This is a genomic window from Marivita sp. (assembly GCF_048006345.1).
Classification (GTDB): Bacteria; Pseudomonadota; Alphaproteobacteria; order Rhodobacterales; family Rhodobacteraceae; genus Marivita.
Genome location: NZ_CP180351.1, coordinates 4,061,527 through 4,078,052, shown reverse-complemented (window position 1 = coordinate 4,078,052; position 16,526 = coordinate 4,061,527). Strand labels below are relative to the sequence as shown.

Below are 16,526 nucleotides of genomic sequence, written 5' to 3'. Positions count from 1 at the left end.
CGCGCTTGCACCAAGCCATTTCGAAATGGCTTACCCCCCGTCCAATCTCTTGTGCCGTTCTCCCCTGTTCGCTATTCCGGTGCGAACAAGGATTTCAGGGAGGAGCGTCATGCTCAAGCGTCCATTCGACAAGTCGAAACTGCCCAGCCGTCACGTGACCGAGGGTCCCGAACGTGCGCCGCACCGGTCCTATTACTATGCGATGGGCATGACCGAGGAGGAAATCCACCAGCCACTGGTTGGCGTCGCCACCTGCTGGAACGAAGCCGCACCCTGCAACATCGCACTGAACCGTCAGGCGCAGGCCGTGAAGATGGGTGTGAAACAGGCGATGGGCACCCCGCGCGAATTCACCACGATCACCGTGACCGACGGCATCGCAATGGGCCATGAAGGCATGCGCTCGTCGCTCGCCTCGCGCGAGGCGATTGCCGACACGGTCGAGCTCACGATGCGCGGCCATTCTTATGATGCGGTCGTCGGCCTTGCCGGCTGCGACAAATCCCTGCCAGGCATGATGATGGCAATGGTGCGCCTCAATGTGCCTTCCGTCTTCATCTACGGCGGATCGATCCTGCCGGGCCGTGCCCCGCAGGTCGAAGAAATCCCGGCAGACTTCCGGTCCCGCGATCTGACCGTTCAGGACATGTTCGAGGCGGTTGGCCGTCACCAGAACAACGAGATGTCGGACAAGGCACTCGACATGCTCGAACGCGTCGCATGTCCGTCCGCCGGTGCCTGTGGTGGCCAGTTCACCGCCAACACCATGGCCTGCGTGTCCGAGGCCATCGGCCTCGCGCTCTTCAACTCGTCCGGCATGCCCGCACCCTACGAATCCCGCGACGCCTATGGTGAAGCATCGGGCCGCGCGGTGATGGACCTCATCGAACAGAACATCAAAGCCCGCGACATTGTCACCCGCAAGGCGCTGGAAAACGCCGCCCGCGTGGTGGCGTGTACAGGCGGCTCGACCAACGCAGGCCTGCACCTGCCCGCCATCGCCCACGAGGCCGGGATCGAGTTCTTCCTTGAAGACGTCTGTGAGATCTTCCGCGACACGCCCTATTTCGTCGACCTCAAGCCGGGCGGCGCTTATGTAGCGAAGGACCTTTACGATGCAGGCGGCATCCCTGTGGTGATGAAGGAACTGCGCAAGGCAGGCCTGATCCACGAGGATTGCGTCACCGCGTCCACCCGCACCATCGGCGAGGAGCTTGACCGCATCGAGCGCGAAGCAGACGGCAAGGTGATTTACCCGATCGAAACCCCGATCACCAAGACCGGTGGCGTGGTCGGCCTAAAGGGCAATCTCGCGCCCGAAGGCGCTATCGTGAAAGTCGCAGGCATCAAGGCCGAAGATCAGATCTTCACCGGCCCCGCACGCGTGTTCGAATGCGAGGAAGACGCCTTTGCTGCCGTAAAAGCGCGCGACTACAAGGAAGGCGAAGTCATCGTCATCCGCAACGAAGGCCCCGCTGGCGGCCCCGGCATGCGCGAGATGCTGTCCACCACTGCTGCGCTGTCCGGTCAGGGCATGGGCAAGAAGGTTGCGCTCATCACAGACGGGCGTTTCTCTGGCGCGACCCGCGGCTTCTGTGTGGGTCACGTCGGGCCTGAAGCGGCGCAGGGCGGTCCCATCGCGCTGCTCAAGAATGGCGACATGATCACCATCGACGCGGTGAACGGGGCGCTCACTGTCGATCTGTCGGACGAGGAACTGGCCCAGCGCAAGGCGAATTGGGCCGGCCCGCGCGAGACGATCTACACCTCTGGCGCAATCTGGAAATTCGCCAAGCTTGTCGGCCCGACCTACAAGGGTGCCGTGACGCATCCGGGCGCCGAAGGCGAAAAGCACGTGTATTCGGATCTTTGATCAGCGCGCGTATCTCCCTCTATGCCGCGCTCTTGGGCGCGGCATATCTGACCGGATGCGCTGAGACCGGCACATTCGGACGTATGTCATTGCTCCAAACCGACAGCTCCGACGGCGCAGACGTGATGACCACGGCACGGCTTGCACGGGGCGACATCATCGTCAAAGGGCCGGACGGCTACTGTATTGACCCGACCACGCTGAAAAACACCTCGACTGGTGGATTTGCGGCCATCGCAAGCTGCAACATCATGTCGGGCGGGCAAGACGGCCCCATCGTTGAACCAGCTCTGATGACAGTTACGGTCAGCCCCGCACCTGGCGCGGCGCCCAGCCCCGAAGAACTCGCCGAGGCGCTAGGCACACAGCTTTTGCAAAGCCGCGAACTCAGCGCACTTGCCGCGGGGCAAATGGCCACCGGTGGCGAAACTGCTTTTGTCGGCAGCGATCCCACCCATTGGCGTGGGGCCTTCGTGATCGGGCCGCATTTGATCGGCGTGACACTTTATGCGCCCAAAGACAGCCCTCTCCTTGGCGCACAAGGCGCCGCGTTCCTGAATACGGTTTCTTCAACCATTCGTGCTAATTCGCTTCGGGACGCACCCGAAAGTGCAGAACAGTCGCAATCGACAGTTGATCCACTTGCCGCGCGACTTGGCCGTTTATTTGCAAGCAGCGATCTGTAATATGGTCGCCAACCGGAACGAACCAGTGACGGACAAAGGGCATCATCAGGGGCGAGCAGCTCATGACGGAAATGAAACCCGGTCTTCTTGATCGTGTGATCGAGCAATCTGCGCTCCGGCGGTTCCGCCGCTGGGCTGAAACGGCACGTAAGGCAGATTTGCGCGATCTGCGCCGCAATCGGGCCGCAGCGCGGCGGCTGAAGTATTTTCTGGATGAATTGCTGCATATTGCAGACGACCGCCTTGCACTTCCCGTGCTCGGAAACCAGTCCGTGCCAATCCCCTTTGATGCAGACTGGTCCTGGCGCCCCGAAATCTGGTGCGGGCCCTTGCCGGTGCAGGGCATCTCCTCGGTCGAGAACAAATCCATGCTCGGTCGCGAGGTCACGCTGTTTCACGATTGCAATCAGTCCGAACTCACCTTGCGCCAGTTGCGCAACAACAGCGCCGATGATCTGGCCGCCTATGGTCTGCGCCTCGATGTGTTCCGCTTTGACGGCTCGTACCTGTCACTTGTGATCGACCTGCCCGCAAGCGCGACAGCAGACCTCAAACGCAAGCACCTGATCCGCTGCGACCTGATCGTCGAACTGGAACGCCCGCTGGAAATCTTCGCCCGCCTGAATATTCAGCATGGGCCGAACACCGAACAGATCGTCCGCGAACTGCCCCTGAACGATCGCGAACTCGCGGTGGAATTCGACCTTGCCTATACAAAGCTGAATGAAAAGCGCGTCGAAAAGGTCTGGATTGACCTGATCTTTGAAAATCCCGAAATGAGCCAGGTGATCCTGCGCGACCTGTTCTTCAGCCGTCGCCCCCGTGCCGAGATGTGAGGACCGATCATGACCGCGTATTCCATGTCCAAAGCCCGTTTCTTCGAAGGCGTCTGGGAAGGTGTGATCGCCGGCGACACCGACGACAGCCCCACCCCAAAGGTCGATGTCCGTGTGCATGACAAATCCATCGCGAACGTGTCGCTCGAACCTCTTCCCGATCCCGGCTCTTGGCTGCTCAAGGTGCCGGTGCCCGCGAACCTACTGGCGGACGGCGTACATACTTTCATGATCTCGGAATCGTCGCTTGGTCAGGCGCTTGGCAGTTTTTCGATCATCGCAGGCGATGCCGCGGGTGAAGACATCCGGGCCGAGATGTCCCTGCTCCGCGCTGAACTGGACATGCTCAAACGATCCTTCCGCAGGCATTGCCGCGAAACCGCATAAGGCACGGCACAATGTCTGCCTGACTATTCGACGGGCTGCCCGAACAGCGCGATCCCTATGCCAAGACATGCCAAAGCGGCAAAGGCGCTTGCTGCTCCGTGCCGACGCTCCGCATACGCCGTGATCGCGGCGATCATCGCCTGAAGCGCGTAATACGCCGCAAAAGCACGCGAGGCGTATGAGATGATCTCGAAAATGTTGAAGCTCCATGTCAGGGTCACACCGACCGCGACAAGAAGCGTATAGGCCAGTCTCGGGGAAACGCGGTTGCCACTGATCTCTGCGATCAGGCCACCGGACCCGCTCGTATCCGCCACCGCCGCGCTGAACTGCGCGCTCAGCGCTGCAGCCACCAGCAGTACGGGCAGAATTGGCGCAACAATCTGCATCATCCCGATAATCGCAGTTTCATCCAATTCGATGGTTCCGGGAACAAACGCATAGACCAGCAGGACGATGTAGACGACATAGATCACCGCTGACACAATCTGTGCGAGCTTCATCGAACGGATGCGCGTTTTGGCGTCATATGTGTCGCCCAGATAGCGGGAGGTCTCGAAACCCTGCACCGTGACGATCAAACCAAACACCAGCGTCAACGCAGACCAGCCTGAGACTTGCGCCGGATTTAACAGGATCCCATCGGACCGCACCGTTTCTGCAAAATGCACGGCCAACCCGAAAAGAAGGCCTGCGATAATGGTCAGCTTCAAACCGACCGAGACCTGCTCCATCCGTTCGAGTGCGGCAAAGCCTTTCGTCCATCCAACAAAAAAGATCACAGCAAAAACCGCCGTCGTCAGCACGCGCGCGTCATTCGCAGAGTCGAGCGACGTCAGACTGACACCGAATGACCCGAAGAGGTTCAGGTAATAAGCGACCGAGATCACGTAGGCAAAGGCCAGCACCACCGACGCCGCTTTTTCGATCCGCTCGACGACCAGACTCCGCGCCTGACCCATGTCCATGCGGCGGATATTGTACCGGATCGCGGCACCAAACGCATAGGCCACGGCAGTTAACGCCAGCATGACAAGAGGTGCAAACAAGCCGAAACTCACCTCGAGGATCGGACCAAGCACCAGAAACCCGCTGCCGATGATCGACGCCAGCGGCGTGATCGTTGCCCGCCACAAAGTCGATTTCGCCAGCCTCGGAGAGGCCAACAAAACGCCTGTCGCAATGACTACTGTCAATATGGCTGCATTCAACATCTGTGCGCCTGACCGTCTTCTGGATGGAGGTCACACTTATCGGCACGCCGACCGCACAATCAAGCACTCGCCGCAGAGGCCTTTCATTCCGGCGGTTTCCATGAAACCAGTTGTTGGGAAACGCATGAGGCCTTGAGTGGAATACTGGATCGTCGCTGCACTTGCAGCCTTTCTGATGGGGTTGTCGAAAGGCGGCGTGCCGATGATCGCGATCCTGTCAGTCCCGCTGATGTCGCTCTTCATGGACCCGGCACTTGCAGCCGGCTTGTTGCTCCCGATCTACATCGTCGCTGACATGTACGCGATATACCTGTTCCGCAAAGCATTCTCTGTGCGCAATCTCGTGATCCTTCTGCCCGGCGCGATTGTCGGAATCCTCATCGGGTTTGCAGCGATATCTTATGTCCCGGGCGATGCGGGCAAGCTCCTGGTGGCCGGGATTGGCTTTTATTACCTCGCAACGGCGCTGCACAAACGCCTGTCGAAAACTCCAGTGGCACCGCGTCCTGCGGATGTGCCAAGAGGGCTGTTCTGGGGCACGCTGGCAGGTCTGACCAGCTATATCTCCCATGCCGGAGGGCCGCCTTATCAGGCCTATGTGCTGCCGCAGAAGCTCGACAAGATGGTCTATCTTGGAACCAACGCGATCTTTTTCTCGATTGTGAACCTGATCAAAGTCCCTCCCTTCATTATGGCGGGCCAGATCACATGGGACAGCGCCGGACAGGCGATGTGGCTTGCCCCTTTCGCCCTCGCCGGAGCCTGGGGCGGATCCATGATTTCGCGCGCCCTGCCCGAACGCATCTTTTATATCCTGATCGAGGTTGCTCTGGCTCTGGTGTCGTTCAAACTGCTCTACGAAGTCTTGGTCGCTTGATTTAGACGGCCTTTGGATTGACCTTCCCGCACTGCGCGGGCAGGTTATCAAGGTAACCCCGACCCGGAGAACCTATGTCCCCGCTGCGCGGCATGGTGCTGAAACTCAGCGCCGTCTTGCTCTTCGTCATTATGGCATCCCTGATCAAGGCAAGCTCCGACGTTGTACCGCCGGGCGAGGCTGTGTTTTTCCGATCCTTCTTTGCAATTCCAGTCATTCTTGCTTGGCTTGCGCTGCGGCGCGACCTCAGCACCGGCTTGCGCACCCGCAACCTGTCAGGTCATTTCTGGCGTGGCCTGATCGGCGTCAGTGCCATGGCGTGTGGCTTTGCGGCGCTTGGACTCTGCCACTCCCCGAGGTCACGGTCCTCGGGTATGCGGCGCCAATCTTGACTGTGGTTTTCGCCGCCCTGCTTCTGGGCGAAAAGATACGGTTGGTGCGAATGTCTGCCGTTATCATCGGACTTGTGGGCGTGGTGATCGTGATGTTGCCACAACTGGGCAACGAGTCGATGGGAACGTCTGCCAAGTGGGGTGTGGCACTGGTTCTGGCTTCTGCCGCATTCAAGGCATTAGCGCATGTGCATATCCGTAAGCTGGTGCAACACGAAACAACCTCGGCCGTCGTGTTCTATTTTGCCGTCACAGCAACCTGCCTGTCACTTCTCACCTCGCCCTTCGGCTGGGTCATACCCGACGTGATCACCGCCAGTCAGCTGATCGGCGCGGGGTTCATCGGCGGGGTTGCACAAATCCTGCTGACCGAAGCTTATCGCAATGCCGAGGCGGCGGTGATCGCTCCCTTCGACTACGCGTCGATCCTTTTTGCCCTGATCATCGGCTACACGATCTTCGACGAAATCCCCACGATCCATACCCTGATCGGGTCGGTTGTCATCATTGGCGCGGGCGTGCTGATCATCTGGCGCGAGCGCCAACTGGGCGTCAAACGTGGCCCCGCCCGATCGAACCTCACGCCGCACGGTTGATTGCATTTCCGCCCAATGGGTCTTAGATCACGTCCAGCTAAGACAGGGTGACGGGAGCCGCACTGCATGAACTGGATCACCAACTACGTCCGACCCCGGATCAACTCGATCTTTTCGCGCCGCGAGATCCCCGAGAACCTCTGGGTCAAGTGCGACGAGTGCGGCACCATGCTGTTTCACCGCGAAATGTCGGACAATCTGAACGTCTGCTCCAATTGCGGCCACCACATGAACATCACCCCGCGCGAACGGTTCCAGGGCCTGTTCGACGGCGGCATCTTCACCGAAGTCTCGGTTCCCGAACCCCTTGCTGATCCGCTGCAGTTCCGCGACCAGAAGAAATACCCCGACCGCATGAAGGCCGCGCAGAAGGCAACGGGCGAGAAAGAGGCGATGCTTGTCGCAACCGGGGAAATCGGCCGCACGCCCATCGTGGCCGCCGCGCAGGACTTCAGCTTCATGGCAGGCTCCATGGGCATGTATGTCGGCAACGCCATCATCGCCGCTGCCGAAAAAGCCGTCGAACTCCGTCGCCCGCTTGTGCTGTTTTCCGCTGCCGGGGGCGCGCGCATGCAGGAAGGCATCCTGAGCCTCATGCAAATGCCCCGCACCACCGTCGCGGTGCAGATGCTGAAAGAGGCGAACCTGCCCTATATCGTCGTTCTCACCCATCCCACGACGGGCGGTGTGACGGCGTCTTACGCGATGCTTGGTGACATCCAGATCGCGGAACCCGGTGCGCTGATCTGTTTCGCCGGTCCCCGCGTGATCGAACAGACGATCCGCGAAAAACTGCCCGAAGGGTTCCAACGCGCGGAATACCTGCTCGAACACGGCATGCTCGACCGCGTCACCGACCGCCGCAAGATGCGCGAGGAACTGGTGCAGATCATCCGCATGCTGATGCACATGCCACCGCCCGTCGCGGGCGACCTGCCCGCGCCCTCTCCTGCCGAGCCCACACCGGTGGCCACCACACCGCCATCTGACCAAACATCATGAGCACACAAATCGGGTCGGACCTCATCCTTGACCGGATGATGTCGCTTCATCCCAAGGTGATCGACCTCACCCTGGACCGCGTCTGGACGCTGCTGAACGCGCTCGACAATCCCGAACGCAAACTGCCGCCCGTGATCCATATCGCGGGAACCAACGGCAAGGGATCGACCCAGGCGATGATCCGCGCCGGGCTTGAAGCCGCTGGCAAAAGCGTCCACGCCTATACTTCTCCGCATCTGGCGCGCTTTCACGAACGTATCCGCCTTGCCGGTGACCTGATCACCGAGGCGCACCTGACCGAGGTGCTCGACGAATGTTACCGCGCCAATGACGGCGCAAACATCACCTATTTCGAAATCACCACCTGCGCCGCCCTTCTGGCCTTTGCACGAACGCCCGCCGATTACACATTGCTTGAGGTCGGCCTTGGCGGTCGGCTCGACGCCACCAACGTGATCGACCAACCCGCGCTGACGATCATCACCCCCGTATCGATGGATCACGAAAGCTTTTTGGGCGATACCATCGCCAAAATCGCGGGCGAAAAGGCCGGGATCATCAAACGTGGCGTTCCCTGCGTTGTCGGACCGCAGCACGAAGAAGCGATGGAGGTGATTGAGGCGCAAGCCGCGCGTCTGGGTGCGCCTCTCTTGGCCTATGGCCAGCACTGGCACGTCTGTGAGGAACGCGGGCGGTTGGTCTATCAGGACGAAAACGGGCTTATCGATCTCGACCTGCCCAACCTGCCCGGCCAGCACCAGATTCAGAACGCTGGCGCAGCATTGGCGGCGCTTCGGCACCTGAGCATGCCCGAAGCTGCATTCGACGGTGCGGTGCAGAATGCCTACTGGCCCGCCCGCATGCAGCACCTCAAGGGCACATCGCTCAACGACCTTGCGCCGCATGCCGACCTCTGGCTCGACGGGGGCCACAACCCGGCGGCGGGTGAAGCGCTCGCGCTGCACCTGCGTGGTCTGCCCAAGCGGCCAACCTACCTGATCTGCGGGATGCTCAACACCAAGGATGTGCGCGGCTACCTGCGTCCTTTGGCAGGCGTGGCCGATCACCTCACAGCCATCTCCATTCCGGGCGAAGCCAACACTCTGAGCGCCGATGATACCGAAAAAGCGGCAAAGGATGTCGGTTTGATCGCGGACCAAGCCGAGAGCGTGGAAACCGCATTGACCCAAATCGCAGCGACCGAACCACAAGCACGCGTCCTGATCTGCGGATCGCTGTACCTTGCAGGCCATGTTCTGCGGCTGATTGGTTGACCAAAATATCGGTTGGGTCACTTTATATTGACCAAAACGACGTAAATCGCCTATATATCGATAAAAAAGAGCAGTGCCCCGCAAAAGCGGGGCAAATAGGTGGCACCATGGTATCAGTACGGCGCGCCGTCATTGCAGCAAGTATTGCTGCAGGCAGCCCGTTGATCGCGCAATCTGCGGCGATCACGGAAAGCGCAAGCGCGTTCTCGTTCACCATGAACGGGGCGGAAATGACCGTGACCCGCAGTGGCCCATCCTGCCCGTCTTCCTGTATTCAACCGATGACAGCCGCAGCCGGGGTCGAAACGCTTGGTGAACTCGAAGTCATCGGGTTTCTGCAAAAATTCGTCAGCACGGGCTCGGGTCTCTTGGTCGATGTGCGTATGCCTGGCACGTTCTCGTCCGGATCGGTACCCGGCGCGGTGAATGTGCCCGTCGCAACCTTTCTTCCGGACAACCCCTACCGTGCTGATCTTCTGTCTGCCTTGGGCGTGGTCAATCCGGAATCCTCGCCCAGCTTTGCCGGGGCGTTTTCACTGGTGATCTTTGGCAGCGGCCCCGATGACGGCACCGCCCGGGATGCGATCCAGCACCTTCTGGGTGCGGGATATCCGGCCAACAAGATCAAATATTACCGCGGAGGTGCTTCGACCTGGAGCGCACTTGGCCTCAATATCTCGGTGGGACAATGACGCAGACAACCAAAAGCGCAGGTCTGATCCGGATGGCCCTCATGGGGACAGCGTTTATCGCCCTGACCATCGTCCTTATCGTGTTCCAGCCGGGCTCGCCGCGCCATGCGCAGTCGGATTTTGAGACGGATCAGCCGACAACTGTCACCCGCGTGGCCGATCCGATGACACCCGCGCCTGTAGTGAACGAACCTATGGCCGTCGCCCCGACGCCGGTGCCTACAGCGGCGCCTGCTCCTCAGATCGTCACTTCTGCGCAGGCTCCGGATCAGCCGACCAATATGCGCGATATGACCTTCAGCGCCATCTCGAACCTGAAATCCGTCACCACAGGCGAAGCACCTGCACCCGGTCAACCGGGCAGTCTGCTCTATAGCGTGGTGCAGCGCAGCATCGCCAACAAGGCTCCAACCGAGACCACGGCACCTCAGGTCACCCAGATCGAACCTGTCAGCACAAATGCACCCCGTTTCCCGACCGCAAGCTCATATTTCGTACGCCCCGGCGACACTCTGCTGAGCATTGCAATCGAACTTTATGGCGATCGATCAATGGCAAACGAGATCTTCCGGCAGAACACCGGCATCATGTCCAGCCCGGACAGTCTGAAGCCGGGAATGGTGCTCAAATTGCCAGTACGATAACCCCCAACATCTAGCAACACCCGCTACAGTTGGAAAAAATGTAGACCGAGTCACCTAAATGTTGACCGGTGCGAATCACTATGGCACAACATTGTCAGAGTTCGTGACTTGCTTTGTAAGCGAACACGGAACGGGGGATGTTTAGGTGTTTTCAAGTGCCCAAAAGCGTATCAAGTCGGCTTTCCTAAGCCCCCGCGTGATTGGGAACACCACACGGCACGACCACCAAGACCTCCAAGACTCCTCGGGCGCCCCCTCGCGCCACCATCGACGTAAGGTATAGCAAGGACCTGAACACAGGCGAGAATTATCGAGCAGCCTTAGAGGTCCTTCGGGACCTCTTTTTTTGTCTCACACGTCGCCCCAGCCTTCGGCCTGCATCTCGCGCAGGCGACTGGCGGTGCGTTCAAACTCGAATGTTCCGGTGCCCTCGATATAGAGCATCTCCGGCTCGGCCGCTGCTGACAAGATGAGCCGCACCTTCGCCTCGTAAAGCGCGTCAATCAGTGTCACAAAGCGCTTCGCCTCGTTGAAGTTGCTCCGGCTCAGGCGCGGGATGTCCTCGATGATCAGCACGCGCACCGCATCGGCCAGCGCAAGGTAATCCGCCGGACCTAACATTCGCCCACAGAGGTCATAGAATTTCGCCCGCGCCACCCCGTTGTGAAACCGCGGCAGTTCGATCTGGCGGCCCTGGACATGCAGCGTAAGACTATGCTGCTCCCCGCCGGTGAGTTCCTGCCAGATGCGGTTGATCTGCTCTTTGGCGGCTGCGTCGTTCGGCGCGAAATAGACCTGAGCGCCAGCCAGTCGATCCTGCCGGTAGTCGGTTGGTGACGCCAGTTCATGCACCACCATGCGGGTCTTGAGCATGTCGATGAAGGGCAGAAAGATCTGGCGGTTCAGCCCGTCCTTATAGAGGTCATCCGGCACCCGGTTCGATGTGGTGACAACCACGACGCCCGCAGCGAACAGTTTTTCGAACAGCCGCCCAACGATCATTGCATCGGTGATGTCCGTGATCTGCATCTCGTCAAAGGCCAAAAGACGAACCGAGTCCGACACCGACTTCGCCACCGGCTTGATCGCGTCCTCGACCCCGTCCTGGCGGGCCTTGTGAATGGCTGCGTGGATTTCCTGCATGAAGGCGTGAAAGTGCACCCGGCGCGCGGGAACCGTCAGGGTTTCGACGAAGAGATCCATAAGCATCGACTTGCCGCGGCCAACGCCTCCCCAAAGGTAAAGCCCCTTCGGTGGCTCCGGTGCTTTGCGAAACAGGCCCTTTTTTACAGGTACAGCCAGTTCGGCGCGGATGCGCTCGAACTCCGGCAATGCCGCTTCCTGCGCGGGATCTCGGGTCAGGGCACCTTTGGCCACTCGCGTGGCATAGAGTTCGGGTAAGGTCGTCATATCCGCCGATTAGCGCGTCTTACTGCGATTGTGGAGAGGCGTTATTCGACCGCGCGGATCAATTTGCGTTCGAGAACCCGCAGCACAGTGCCCAAGTCATGCCCGCGCTTGAGAACCTGACCGTCGATCCCGATCACGGCGTATTGCCCCTGTCGGTTGCGCAGCTTGGGGCGTTTTTCGATGCGATAGAGCGGGTTCTCGGCAGTGCGCCGGAAGACGGAAAACACCGCCACATCGCGCAGGGTCGAGATACCATAGTCACGCCACTCACCAGCAGCGACCATGCGCCCATAGAGCGACAATATCAGTGTCAGCTCGGTCCGGTGAAAAGCCACCTGCTCGGGCGTTGAATGGAGCTGAGGGAACGGCGTGATACTGTTCATATGTCATGATGTGTGCAGGCTGGGGAGTAAATCAAGCAGTTTTGCAGGATAGAGGCATCGCGACCGATAAAGGACCGATTTGGCCCTAATGTTTCGCGCGCGAAACAATGGGTCCGGTTCGGACCGTTTAACCAAATCTTAACCATTTCCCCTTGGCCAGCGACGCGCGCGCGGCGTCAATAGCATTTGCCCAAGCAGTCCTACCCTCCTAGTATTCCACGAGCTTCATTTTTCTCCAGAAAGACCTGCTCCGCTTGGATTATTGGATAGACTCGGCTTTTTCGATCGGCGGTTTCGTTGGTCATCTGTCGTATGTGCTTCTCGTCATCTCGATGTTGATGCGGGACATATCTTTGTTGCGTCTGCTGGTCATCGCGTCGGCCCTCACCGGGATCGCTTATGATCTGATCTGGCTGCGCAATCCGGTCGGTGTGTTCTGGGAAGGGTTGTTGCTTCTGGTGAACTCGGGCCAGCTTTATCTGCTGTGGCGCAGGGATCGGAATGCGAAATTCTCGGAAGAGGAAGAGACGTTTCTGTCGGAACACCTGGTGGGTCTTTCGCCCAGCAAGTGCCGGGCGTTTCTGGATATGGGCCGGTGGGAAGACCTGCCGGATGGCACGATCCTGACGCGGCAAGGTCAACGACCGAATTTCCTGACCTATTTGGCAAGCGGTGCGGCGTCTGTCGTGGTGGATGATCGTGTCATCGCCGACCTGCGTCCGAAACACTATGTCGGAGAGATGTCGTTCCTTGGCGACGACACCGCCTCGGCGACCGTCACGCTAAACGCTCCATCACGGGTCTGGCGCGTCGAGACGCCAAAGATCGAACGTCTGGACGATGATCACCCCGCGATCTGGAGCGCGCTCAGGGTAAGCTTTGCAAACGACATGCGGCGCAAGATCGTTATCGGCAACAGCGCCGCATCGGTGCGCGACACCTAGCTGCGGGCCACATGCGAGTTACGCAAACGCCCCCTGACAGAACCAGCCCGAGGATTTCGACGCACCGTGGGCGTAGAAGAGCCACAGGCGCTGCCCCTCGGCGGTGATCACATCCCAATAGTCGCGCTGCCCGCTGCGCCAAGCGGGATCGTCAAGCCACCACTCCGGTGCGATGCGTTCGGGGCCACGGGAGCTGTGGACCCTGTGATCCCTGCCACGCCAGCGAAACACCTCGGGCAGACGCGGCACGTCCGGGATCATCACCGGCTCTGGTGCCCACATCCGCAGCGGGCGTGACTTGGTGGGCTGCGGCCAGTCCGTTACCGGATCGGACCAGGCGGCCGCCACAGTGACCCATGTCTTTTCCGGGATGTGACTGTCGGCAGGCTGCACGCGGGTGATCGCCTCGACTCCCAGCCGTGTGCCCAGCCGCCCGATCAATGTGTCGAGCGATCCGGGTTTCGGCCCCGCCATGCGCGCGCGACCAGCCTCTGCCGCCTCGAGATGGCCTGACGCGGTGCGCAGGTGGATCGGTTCGTGAAGCACCGCTTCGAGTCGCAGCATGTCGATGCCATAGCCTGCATCCAGATCTTCGATCTTGAGCCGCAGCAGCGGGCGGATGTGATCAGGATCGTCCGAAGGCTTGGCCATCGTGACATTCATCCACTGCATCGTGCCATCGGCGCGATAGGCCTCGAACCGGAGCGTGCGCGCACCGCGTCCCTTCTTGCGCAGCGCTTCGCAGAGCCGGGGCAGCATCCGGTCGATGGCGGCCATCACGTCTTCCTCAAGCCCGATGGGATCGGGCAGGCTCATGCGGGTGGCAAAGCGGTCGGGGGGTGGCGCCGGGCTGACCGGTTCGGGCAGCGCGCCCAGCGCCTGATCAAGCCGCGCCACCAGCCCGCGCCCAAAGCGGCGGGTAAGACCGGCGCGGGGTTGATCCACCAGTTCTTTCACCCGGCGCAGACCAAGGCGCGAGAGTTGCGCCATCGTGTGCTGTTCCAGACGCAGCGCGGCAATCGGCAGAGGGGCCAGCGCGTCATAGGTCTTGCCCGGAGCAGCGATCCGGGCGCGCGACTGCACAGGGGCCAGCGTGACCGCAGGAGCCGCGCCACCGCGTTCCCAGTGCCGCCGCTTGCCCGCGCGGGACCGGGTGGCGCGCGCCTCTTGATCGATGGCGTCGCCATTGCGGTGATGGTCGCCCCCCTGCCCACCGCCGAACCGCGCCAGCGCCCATGCCCCGCCCAGCGTGTCGGCAATGCCAAGCTGCACCGACAGGCCCAGATCGATGCAATCCTGTTCGACCTGCAGCGCAAGCTGTTCCTCACCGCCGAAGAGATGCGCACATCCCGTCAGATCGACGACCAGCGCGTCCGGCGCCTCGCGGGCGACCCATGGGGAAAACTTGCCCGCCCAGCGGTGCAGCACGCCCAGAAACGCCGCCTCGGCATGGGGGTTCGACAGCCGGGTGAGCAGGTCGGCGCACATGGCATGGGCATCGCGCAGCGGTTGCCCCTCGTAGAGTCCCGCCACCTGCGCCAAAGGAGAGAGGGACGCGAGCACCTGCGCTTGCCCCACATCGCGGACGACGGCAAAGGGCACCTCCCCCAGATTGGGGTCGCGCCGGATATGGCGTTCGGCGGCCAGCCGGGGAAACCAGATGGACAGGATGCGACGGTTGGGCATGAGACTCGCGGCAGCGCTTGTTCTTCTTTTGTTCTATATATCCTGACCGCCCGACGAGTTGAGATCAGAGCGCGCCTGAGGATCACATCTGGCAGCGTGGGATCAGCCGCAATAGATGCGCACCACAGTGCCGCTGTCATCCAATCCGAAATTGACCCGTTCGCCCCGGAAATCCATCGTAGCCGCGTCGTCCGGACCCAGAATGCGGTGGGGTTGCGAGAACGCGATGCTTTCCAACTGGGCGCGTTGCAGCCCCATCAAGTGAGACATCTCTTCCGCGCCGCAGGATTCCGTCGGTTTTTCCGCGACAGTGACTTCCTGACAGGCCGCGAGCGCAAGACACAGACCAAAGATCGAATAAATCCGCATAGAGAAACCTTTCCAATATCCAAGCCAATGCTTGCAAACCCCGCGCTTTCCCGCAAGGTTTTGAAAAACAATCGAGGGAGAAGTCATCATGCGCACACGCGCCGCCGTTGCCGTTCAAGCCGGAAAGCCTTTGGAAATCATGGATGTGAACCTTGACGGTCCCCGCGCCGGAGAGGTGCTGGTCGAAATCAAGGCGACCGGGATTTGCCATACCGACGAGTTCACCCTGTCCGGAGCCGACCCCGAAGGCATGTTTCCGGCGATTCTCGGCCATGAGGGGGCTGGGGTTGTCGTCGAAGTAGGACCGGGTGTCACCAGCCTGAAACCCGGCGACCACGTGATCCCGCTTTACACACCGGAATGCCGCGAATGCGAATACTGCCTGCATCCCAAGACCAACCTGTGTCAGGCGATCCGGTCGACCCAGGGTCAGGGTTTGATGCCGGACGGCACCAGCCGCTTTTCGATGCTCGATGGCACGCCGATCCTACATTACATGGGCTGTTCAACCTTTTCGAACCACACGGTTCTGCCCGAGATCGCGCTTGCCAAAATCCGCGAGGACGCGCCGTTCGACAAGGTCTGCTACATCGGCTGCGGCGTCACCACTGGCATCGGTGCGGTCATCAACACCGCCAAGGTCGAAATCGGCAGCCGCGCCATCGTTTTCGGTTTGGGCGGCATTGGTCTGAACGTCATCCAGGGACTGCGTCTGGCCGGGGCTGACCAGATCGTCGGTGTTGACCTGAACCCAGACAAGGTGCCGATGGCGGAACGCTTTGGCATGACGCATTTTGTGAACCCCAAAGAGGTCGAAGGCGATCTGGTGCCGTATCTCGTGAACCTGACCAAGGGCGGTGCGGATTACACCTTTGATGCGACCGGCAACGTGAAGGTCATGCGCGACGCGCTGGAATGTGCGCACAAGGGCTGGGGCGAGAGCATCATCATTGGTGTGGCCCCCGCCGGAGCCGAGATTGCGACACGTCCCTTCCAGCTTGTCACCGGACGCACATGGAAAGGCACGGCCTTTGGTGGCGCACGCGGGCGTACGGACGTGCCCAAGATCGTGGATTGGTACATGGACGGGAAGATCGAGATCGACCCGATGATCACCCACACCATGCCTCTGGATGACATCAACAAGGGCTTCGACCTGATGCATGCAGGTGAAAGCATCCGGTCTGTTGTGATCTACTGATTTGAACGCCCGAGGCCAACGCCCCGGGCTTTCTCGATTTCCGATTGAAGTCTCGTGCGG

General features: G+C 60.5%; 16 protein-coding genes and 1 pseudogene. 12 read left to right on the top strand and 5 right to left on the bottom strand.

Annotation, left to right across the window (positions count from 1 at the left end; genetic code table 11):
- The first annotated feature begins 109 nt into the window (after window positions 1-109).
- The 4 genes from ilvD (at window position 110) to ACMVPR_RS19720 (ending at window position 3,782) form a co-directional block, all read left to right on the top strand.
- A complete protein-coding gene (ilvD, locus tag ACMVPR_RS19735) occupies window positions 110-1,873 on the top strand; it encodes a dihydroxy-acid dehydratase (protein WP_416884253.1) in 1,764 nt (587 codons plus the stop codon).
- On the top strand, window positions 1,870-2,559 hold the full coding sequence (locus tag ACMVPR_RS19730) for a dihydroxy-acid dehydratase (protein WP_416884252.1): 690 nt from the start codon (window positions 1,870-1,872) through the stop codon (window positions 2,557-2,559). The genes ilvD and ACMVPR_RS19730 overlap by 4 nt, the downstream gene beginning before the upstream one ends.
- A gap of 62 nt (window positions 2,560-2,621) precedes the next feature.
- The gene (locus ACMVPR_RS19725; protein WP_416884251.1) at window positions 2,622-3,395 is read left to right on the top strand and encodes a DUF6478 family protein; all 774 of its coding nucleotides are present in this window, start codon (window positions 2,622-2,624) and stop codon (window positions 3,393-3,395) included.
- Between the two features lie 9 nt (window positions 3,396-3,404).
- Window positions 3,405-3,782, top strand: coding sequence for a hypothetical protein (locus ACMVPR_RS19720; protein ID WP_300587017.1), 378 nt, complete (start codon window positions 3,405-3,407; stop codon window positions 3,780-3,782).
- Between the two features lie 23 nt (window positions 3,783-3,805).
- Here ACMVPR_RS19720 and ACMVPR_RS19715 read toward each other — a convergent pair whose 3' ends face one another.
- Complete coding sequence (locus ACMVPR_RS19715) at window positions 3,806-4,978, bottom strand: hypothetical protein (RefSeq protein WP_416884250.1); 1,173 nt, start codon at window positions 4,976-4,978, stop codon at window positions 3,806-3,808.
- 154 nt (window positions 4,979-5,132) lie between these two features.
- Here ACMVPR_RS19715 and ACMVPR_RS19710 point away from each other — a divergent pair, with 154 nt between their 5' ends.
- The 6 genes and pseudogenes from ACMVPR_RS19710 to ACMVPR_RS19685 all read left to right on the top strand — a co-directional run bounded on the left by ACMVPR_RS19710 (window position 5,133) and on the right by ACMVPR_RS19685 (window position 10,473).
- Entirely contained in the window at window positions 5,133-5,873 is a 741-nt protein-coding gene (locus ACMVPR_RS19710; RefSeq protein WP_416884249.1) for a sulfite exporter TauE/SafE family protein, read from the top strand.
- Between the two features lie 74 nt (window positions 5,874-5,947).
- Window positions 5,948-6,861, top strand: a pseudogene (locus ACMVPR_RS19705) (DMT family transporter).
- Window positions 6,862-6,927: 66 nt separating this feature from the next.
- A complete protein-coding gene (gene accD, locus ACMVPR_RS19700; RefSeq protein ID WP_416884248.1) occupies window positions 6,928-7,863 on the top strand; it encodes an acetyl-CoA carboxylase, carboxyltransferase subunit beta in 936 nt (311 codons plus the stop codon).
- Window positions 7,860-9,137 (top strand): bifunctional folylpolyglutamate synthase/dihydrofolate synthase, encoded by a 1,278-nt coding sequence (locus ACMVPR_RS19695; protein ID WP_416884247.1) that lies wholly within the window; start codon window positions 7,860-7,862, stop codon window positions 9,135-9,137. Before accD ends, ACMVPR_RS19695 begins: the two co-directional genes overlap by 4 nt.
- Window positions 9,138-9,244: 107 nt before the next feature.
- A complete protein-coding gene (locus tag ACMVPR_RS19690; protein WP_300587005.1) occupies window positions 9,245-9,829 on the top strand; it encodes a rhodanese-like domain-containing protein in 585 nt (194 codons plus the stop codon).
- Window positions 9,826-10,473 (top strand): LysM peptidoglycan-binding domain-containing protein, encoded by a 648-nt coding sequence (locus tag ACMVPR_RS19685; RefSeq protein ID WP_416884246.1) that lies wholly within the window; start codon window positions 9,826-9,828, stop codon window positions 10,471-10,473. Before ACMVPR_RS19690 ends, ACMVPR_RS19685 begins: the two co-directional genes overlap by 4 nt.
- 351 nt (window positions 10,474-10,824) lie before the next feature.
- Here the strand turns inward: ACMVPR_RS19685 and zapE are convergent, their stop codons facing one another.
- Window positions 10,825-11,883: a cell division protein ZapE gene (gene zapE, locus ACMVPR_RS19680; protein WP_416884245.1), complete on the bottom strand. Its 1,059-nt coding sequence runs from the start codon at window positions 11,881-11,883 to the stop codon at window positions 10,825-10,827.
- A gap of 41 nt (window positions 11,884-11,924) precedes the next feature.
- Window positions 11,925-12,266, bottom strand: coding sequence for a DUF2794 domain-containing protein (locus ACMVPR_RS19675; RefSeq protein ID WP_292265430.1), 342 nt, complete (start codon window positions 12,264-12,266; stop codon window positions 11,925-11,927).
- Between the two features lie 353 nt (window positions 12,267-12,619).
- Here ACMVPR_RS19675 and ACMVPR_RS19670 point away from each other — a divergent pair, with 353 nt between their 5' ends.
- Complete coding sequence (locus ACMVPR_RS19670; protein WP_416884244.1) at window positions 12,620-13,210, top strand: Crp/Fnr family transcriptional regulator; 591 nt, start codon at window positions 12,620-12,622, stop codon at window positions 13,208-13,210.
- Window positions 13,211-13,228: 18 nt separating this feature from the next.
- On the opposite strand, the gene ACMVPR_RS19665 is transcribed toward ACMVPR_RS19670, so the two are convergent.
- Together ACMVPR_RS19665 and ACMVPR_RS19660 are read right to left on the bottom strand one after the other, a co-directional pair.
- Window positions 13,229-14,896 (bottom strand): DNA polymerase Y family protein, encoded by a 1,668-nt coding sequence (locus tag ACMVPR_RS19665; protein ID WP_416884243.1) that lies wholly within the window; start codon window positions 14,894-14,896, stop codon window positions 13,229-13,231.
- 102 nt (window positions 14,897-14,998) lie between these two features.
- Window positions 14,999-15,265, bottom strand: coding sequence for an I78 family peptidase inhibitor (locus ACMVPR_RS19660; RefSeq protein WP_416884242.1), 267 nt, complete (start codon window positions 15,263-15,265; stop codon window positions 14,999-15,001).
- 88 nt (window positions 15,266-15,353) lie between these two features.
- Here ACMVPR_RS19660 and ACMVPR_RS19655 point away from each other — a divergent pair, with 88 nt between their 5' ends.
- Window positions 15,354-16,466, top strand: coding sequence for an S-(hydroxymethyl)glutathione dehydrogenase/class III alcohol dehydrogenase (locus tag ACMVPR_RS19655; protein WP_300586991.1), 1,113 nt, complete (start codon window positions 15,354-15,356; stop codon window positions 16,464-16,466).
- The last annotated feature ends 60 nt before the right edge of the window (window positions 16,467-16,526 follow it).

Excerpts from the sequence above, each read along its gene's own strand:
- ACMVPR_RS19685 (WP_416884246.1), top strand. The coding sequence starts at position 9,826 with ATGACGCAGACAACCAAAAGCGCAGGTCTGATCCGGATGGCCCTCATG.
- ACMVPR_RS19695 (WP_416884247.1), top strand. The coding sequence starts at position 7,860 with ATGAGCACACAAATCGGGTCGGACCTCATCCTTGACCGGATGATGTCG.
- ACMVPR_RS19665 (WP_416884243.1), bottom strand. The coding sequence starts at position 14,896 with ATGCCCAACCGTCGCATCCTGTCCATCTGGTTTCCCCGGCTGGCCGCC.
- ACMVPR_RS19655 (WP_300586991.1), top strand. The coding sequence starts at position 15,354 with ATGCGCACACGCGCCGCCGTTGCCGTTCAAGCCGGAAAGCCTTTGGAA.
- ilvD (WP_416884253.1), top strand. The coding sequence starts at position 110 with ATGCTCAAGCGTCCATTCGACAAGTCGAAACTGCCCAGCCGTCACGTG.
- ACMVPR_RS19660 (WP_416884242.1), bottom strand. The coding sequence starts at position 15,265 with ATGCGGATTTATTCGATCTTTGGTCTGTGTCTTGCGCTCGCGGCCTGT.
- ACMVPR_RS19725 (WP_416884251.1), top strand. The coding sequence starts at position 2,622 with ATGACGGAAATGAAACCCGGTCTTCTTGATCGTGTGATCGAGCAATCT.
- zapE (WP_416884245.1), bottom strand. The coding sequence starts at position 11,883 with ATGACGACCTTACCCGAACTCTATGCCACGCGAGTGGCCAAAGGTGCC.
- accD (WP_416884248.1), top strand. The coding sequence starts at position 6,928 with ATGAACTGGATCACCAACTACGTCCGACCCCGGATCAACTCGATCTTT.
- ACMVPR_RS19720 (WP_300587017.1), top strand. The coding sequence starts at position 3,405 with ATGACCGCGTATTCCATGTCCAAAGCCCGTTTCTTCGAAGGCGTCTGG.
- ACMVPR_RS19675 (WP_292265430.1), bottom strand. The coding sequence starts at position 12,266 with ATGAACAGTATCACGCCGTTCCCTCAGCTCCATTCAACGCCCGAGCAG.
- ACMVPR_RS19690 (WP_300587005.1), top strand. The coding sequence starts at position 9,245 with ATGGTATCAGTACGGCGCGCCGTCATTGCAGCAAGTATTGCTGCAGGC.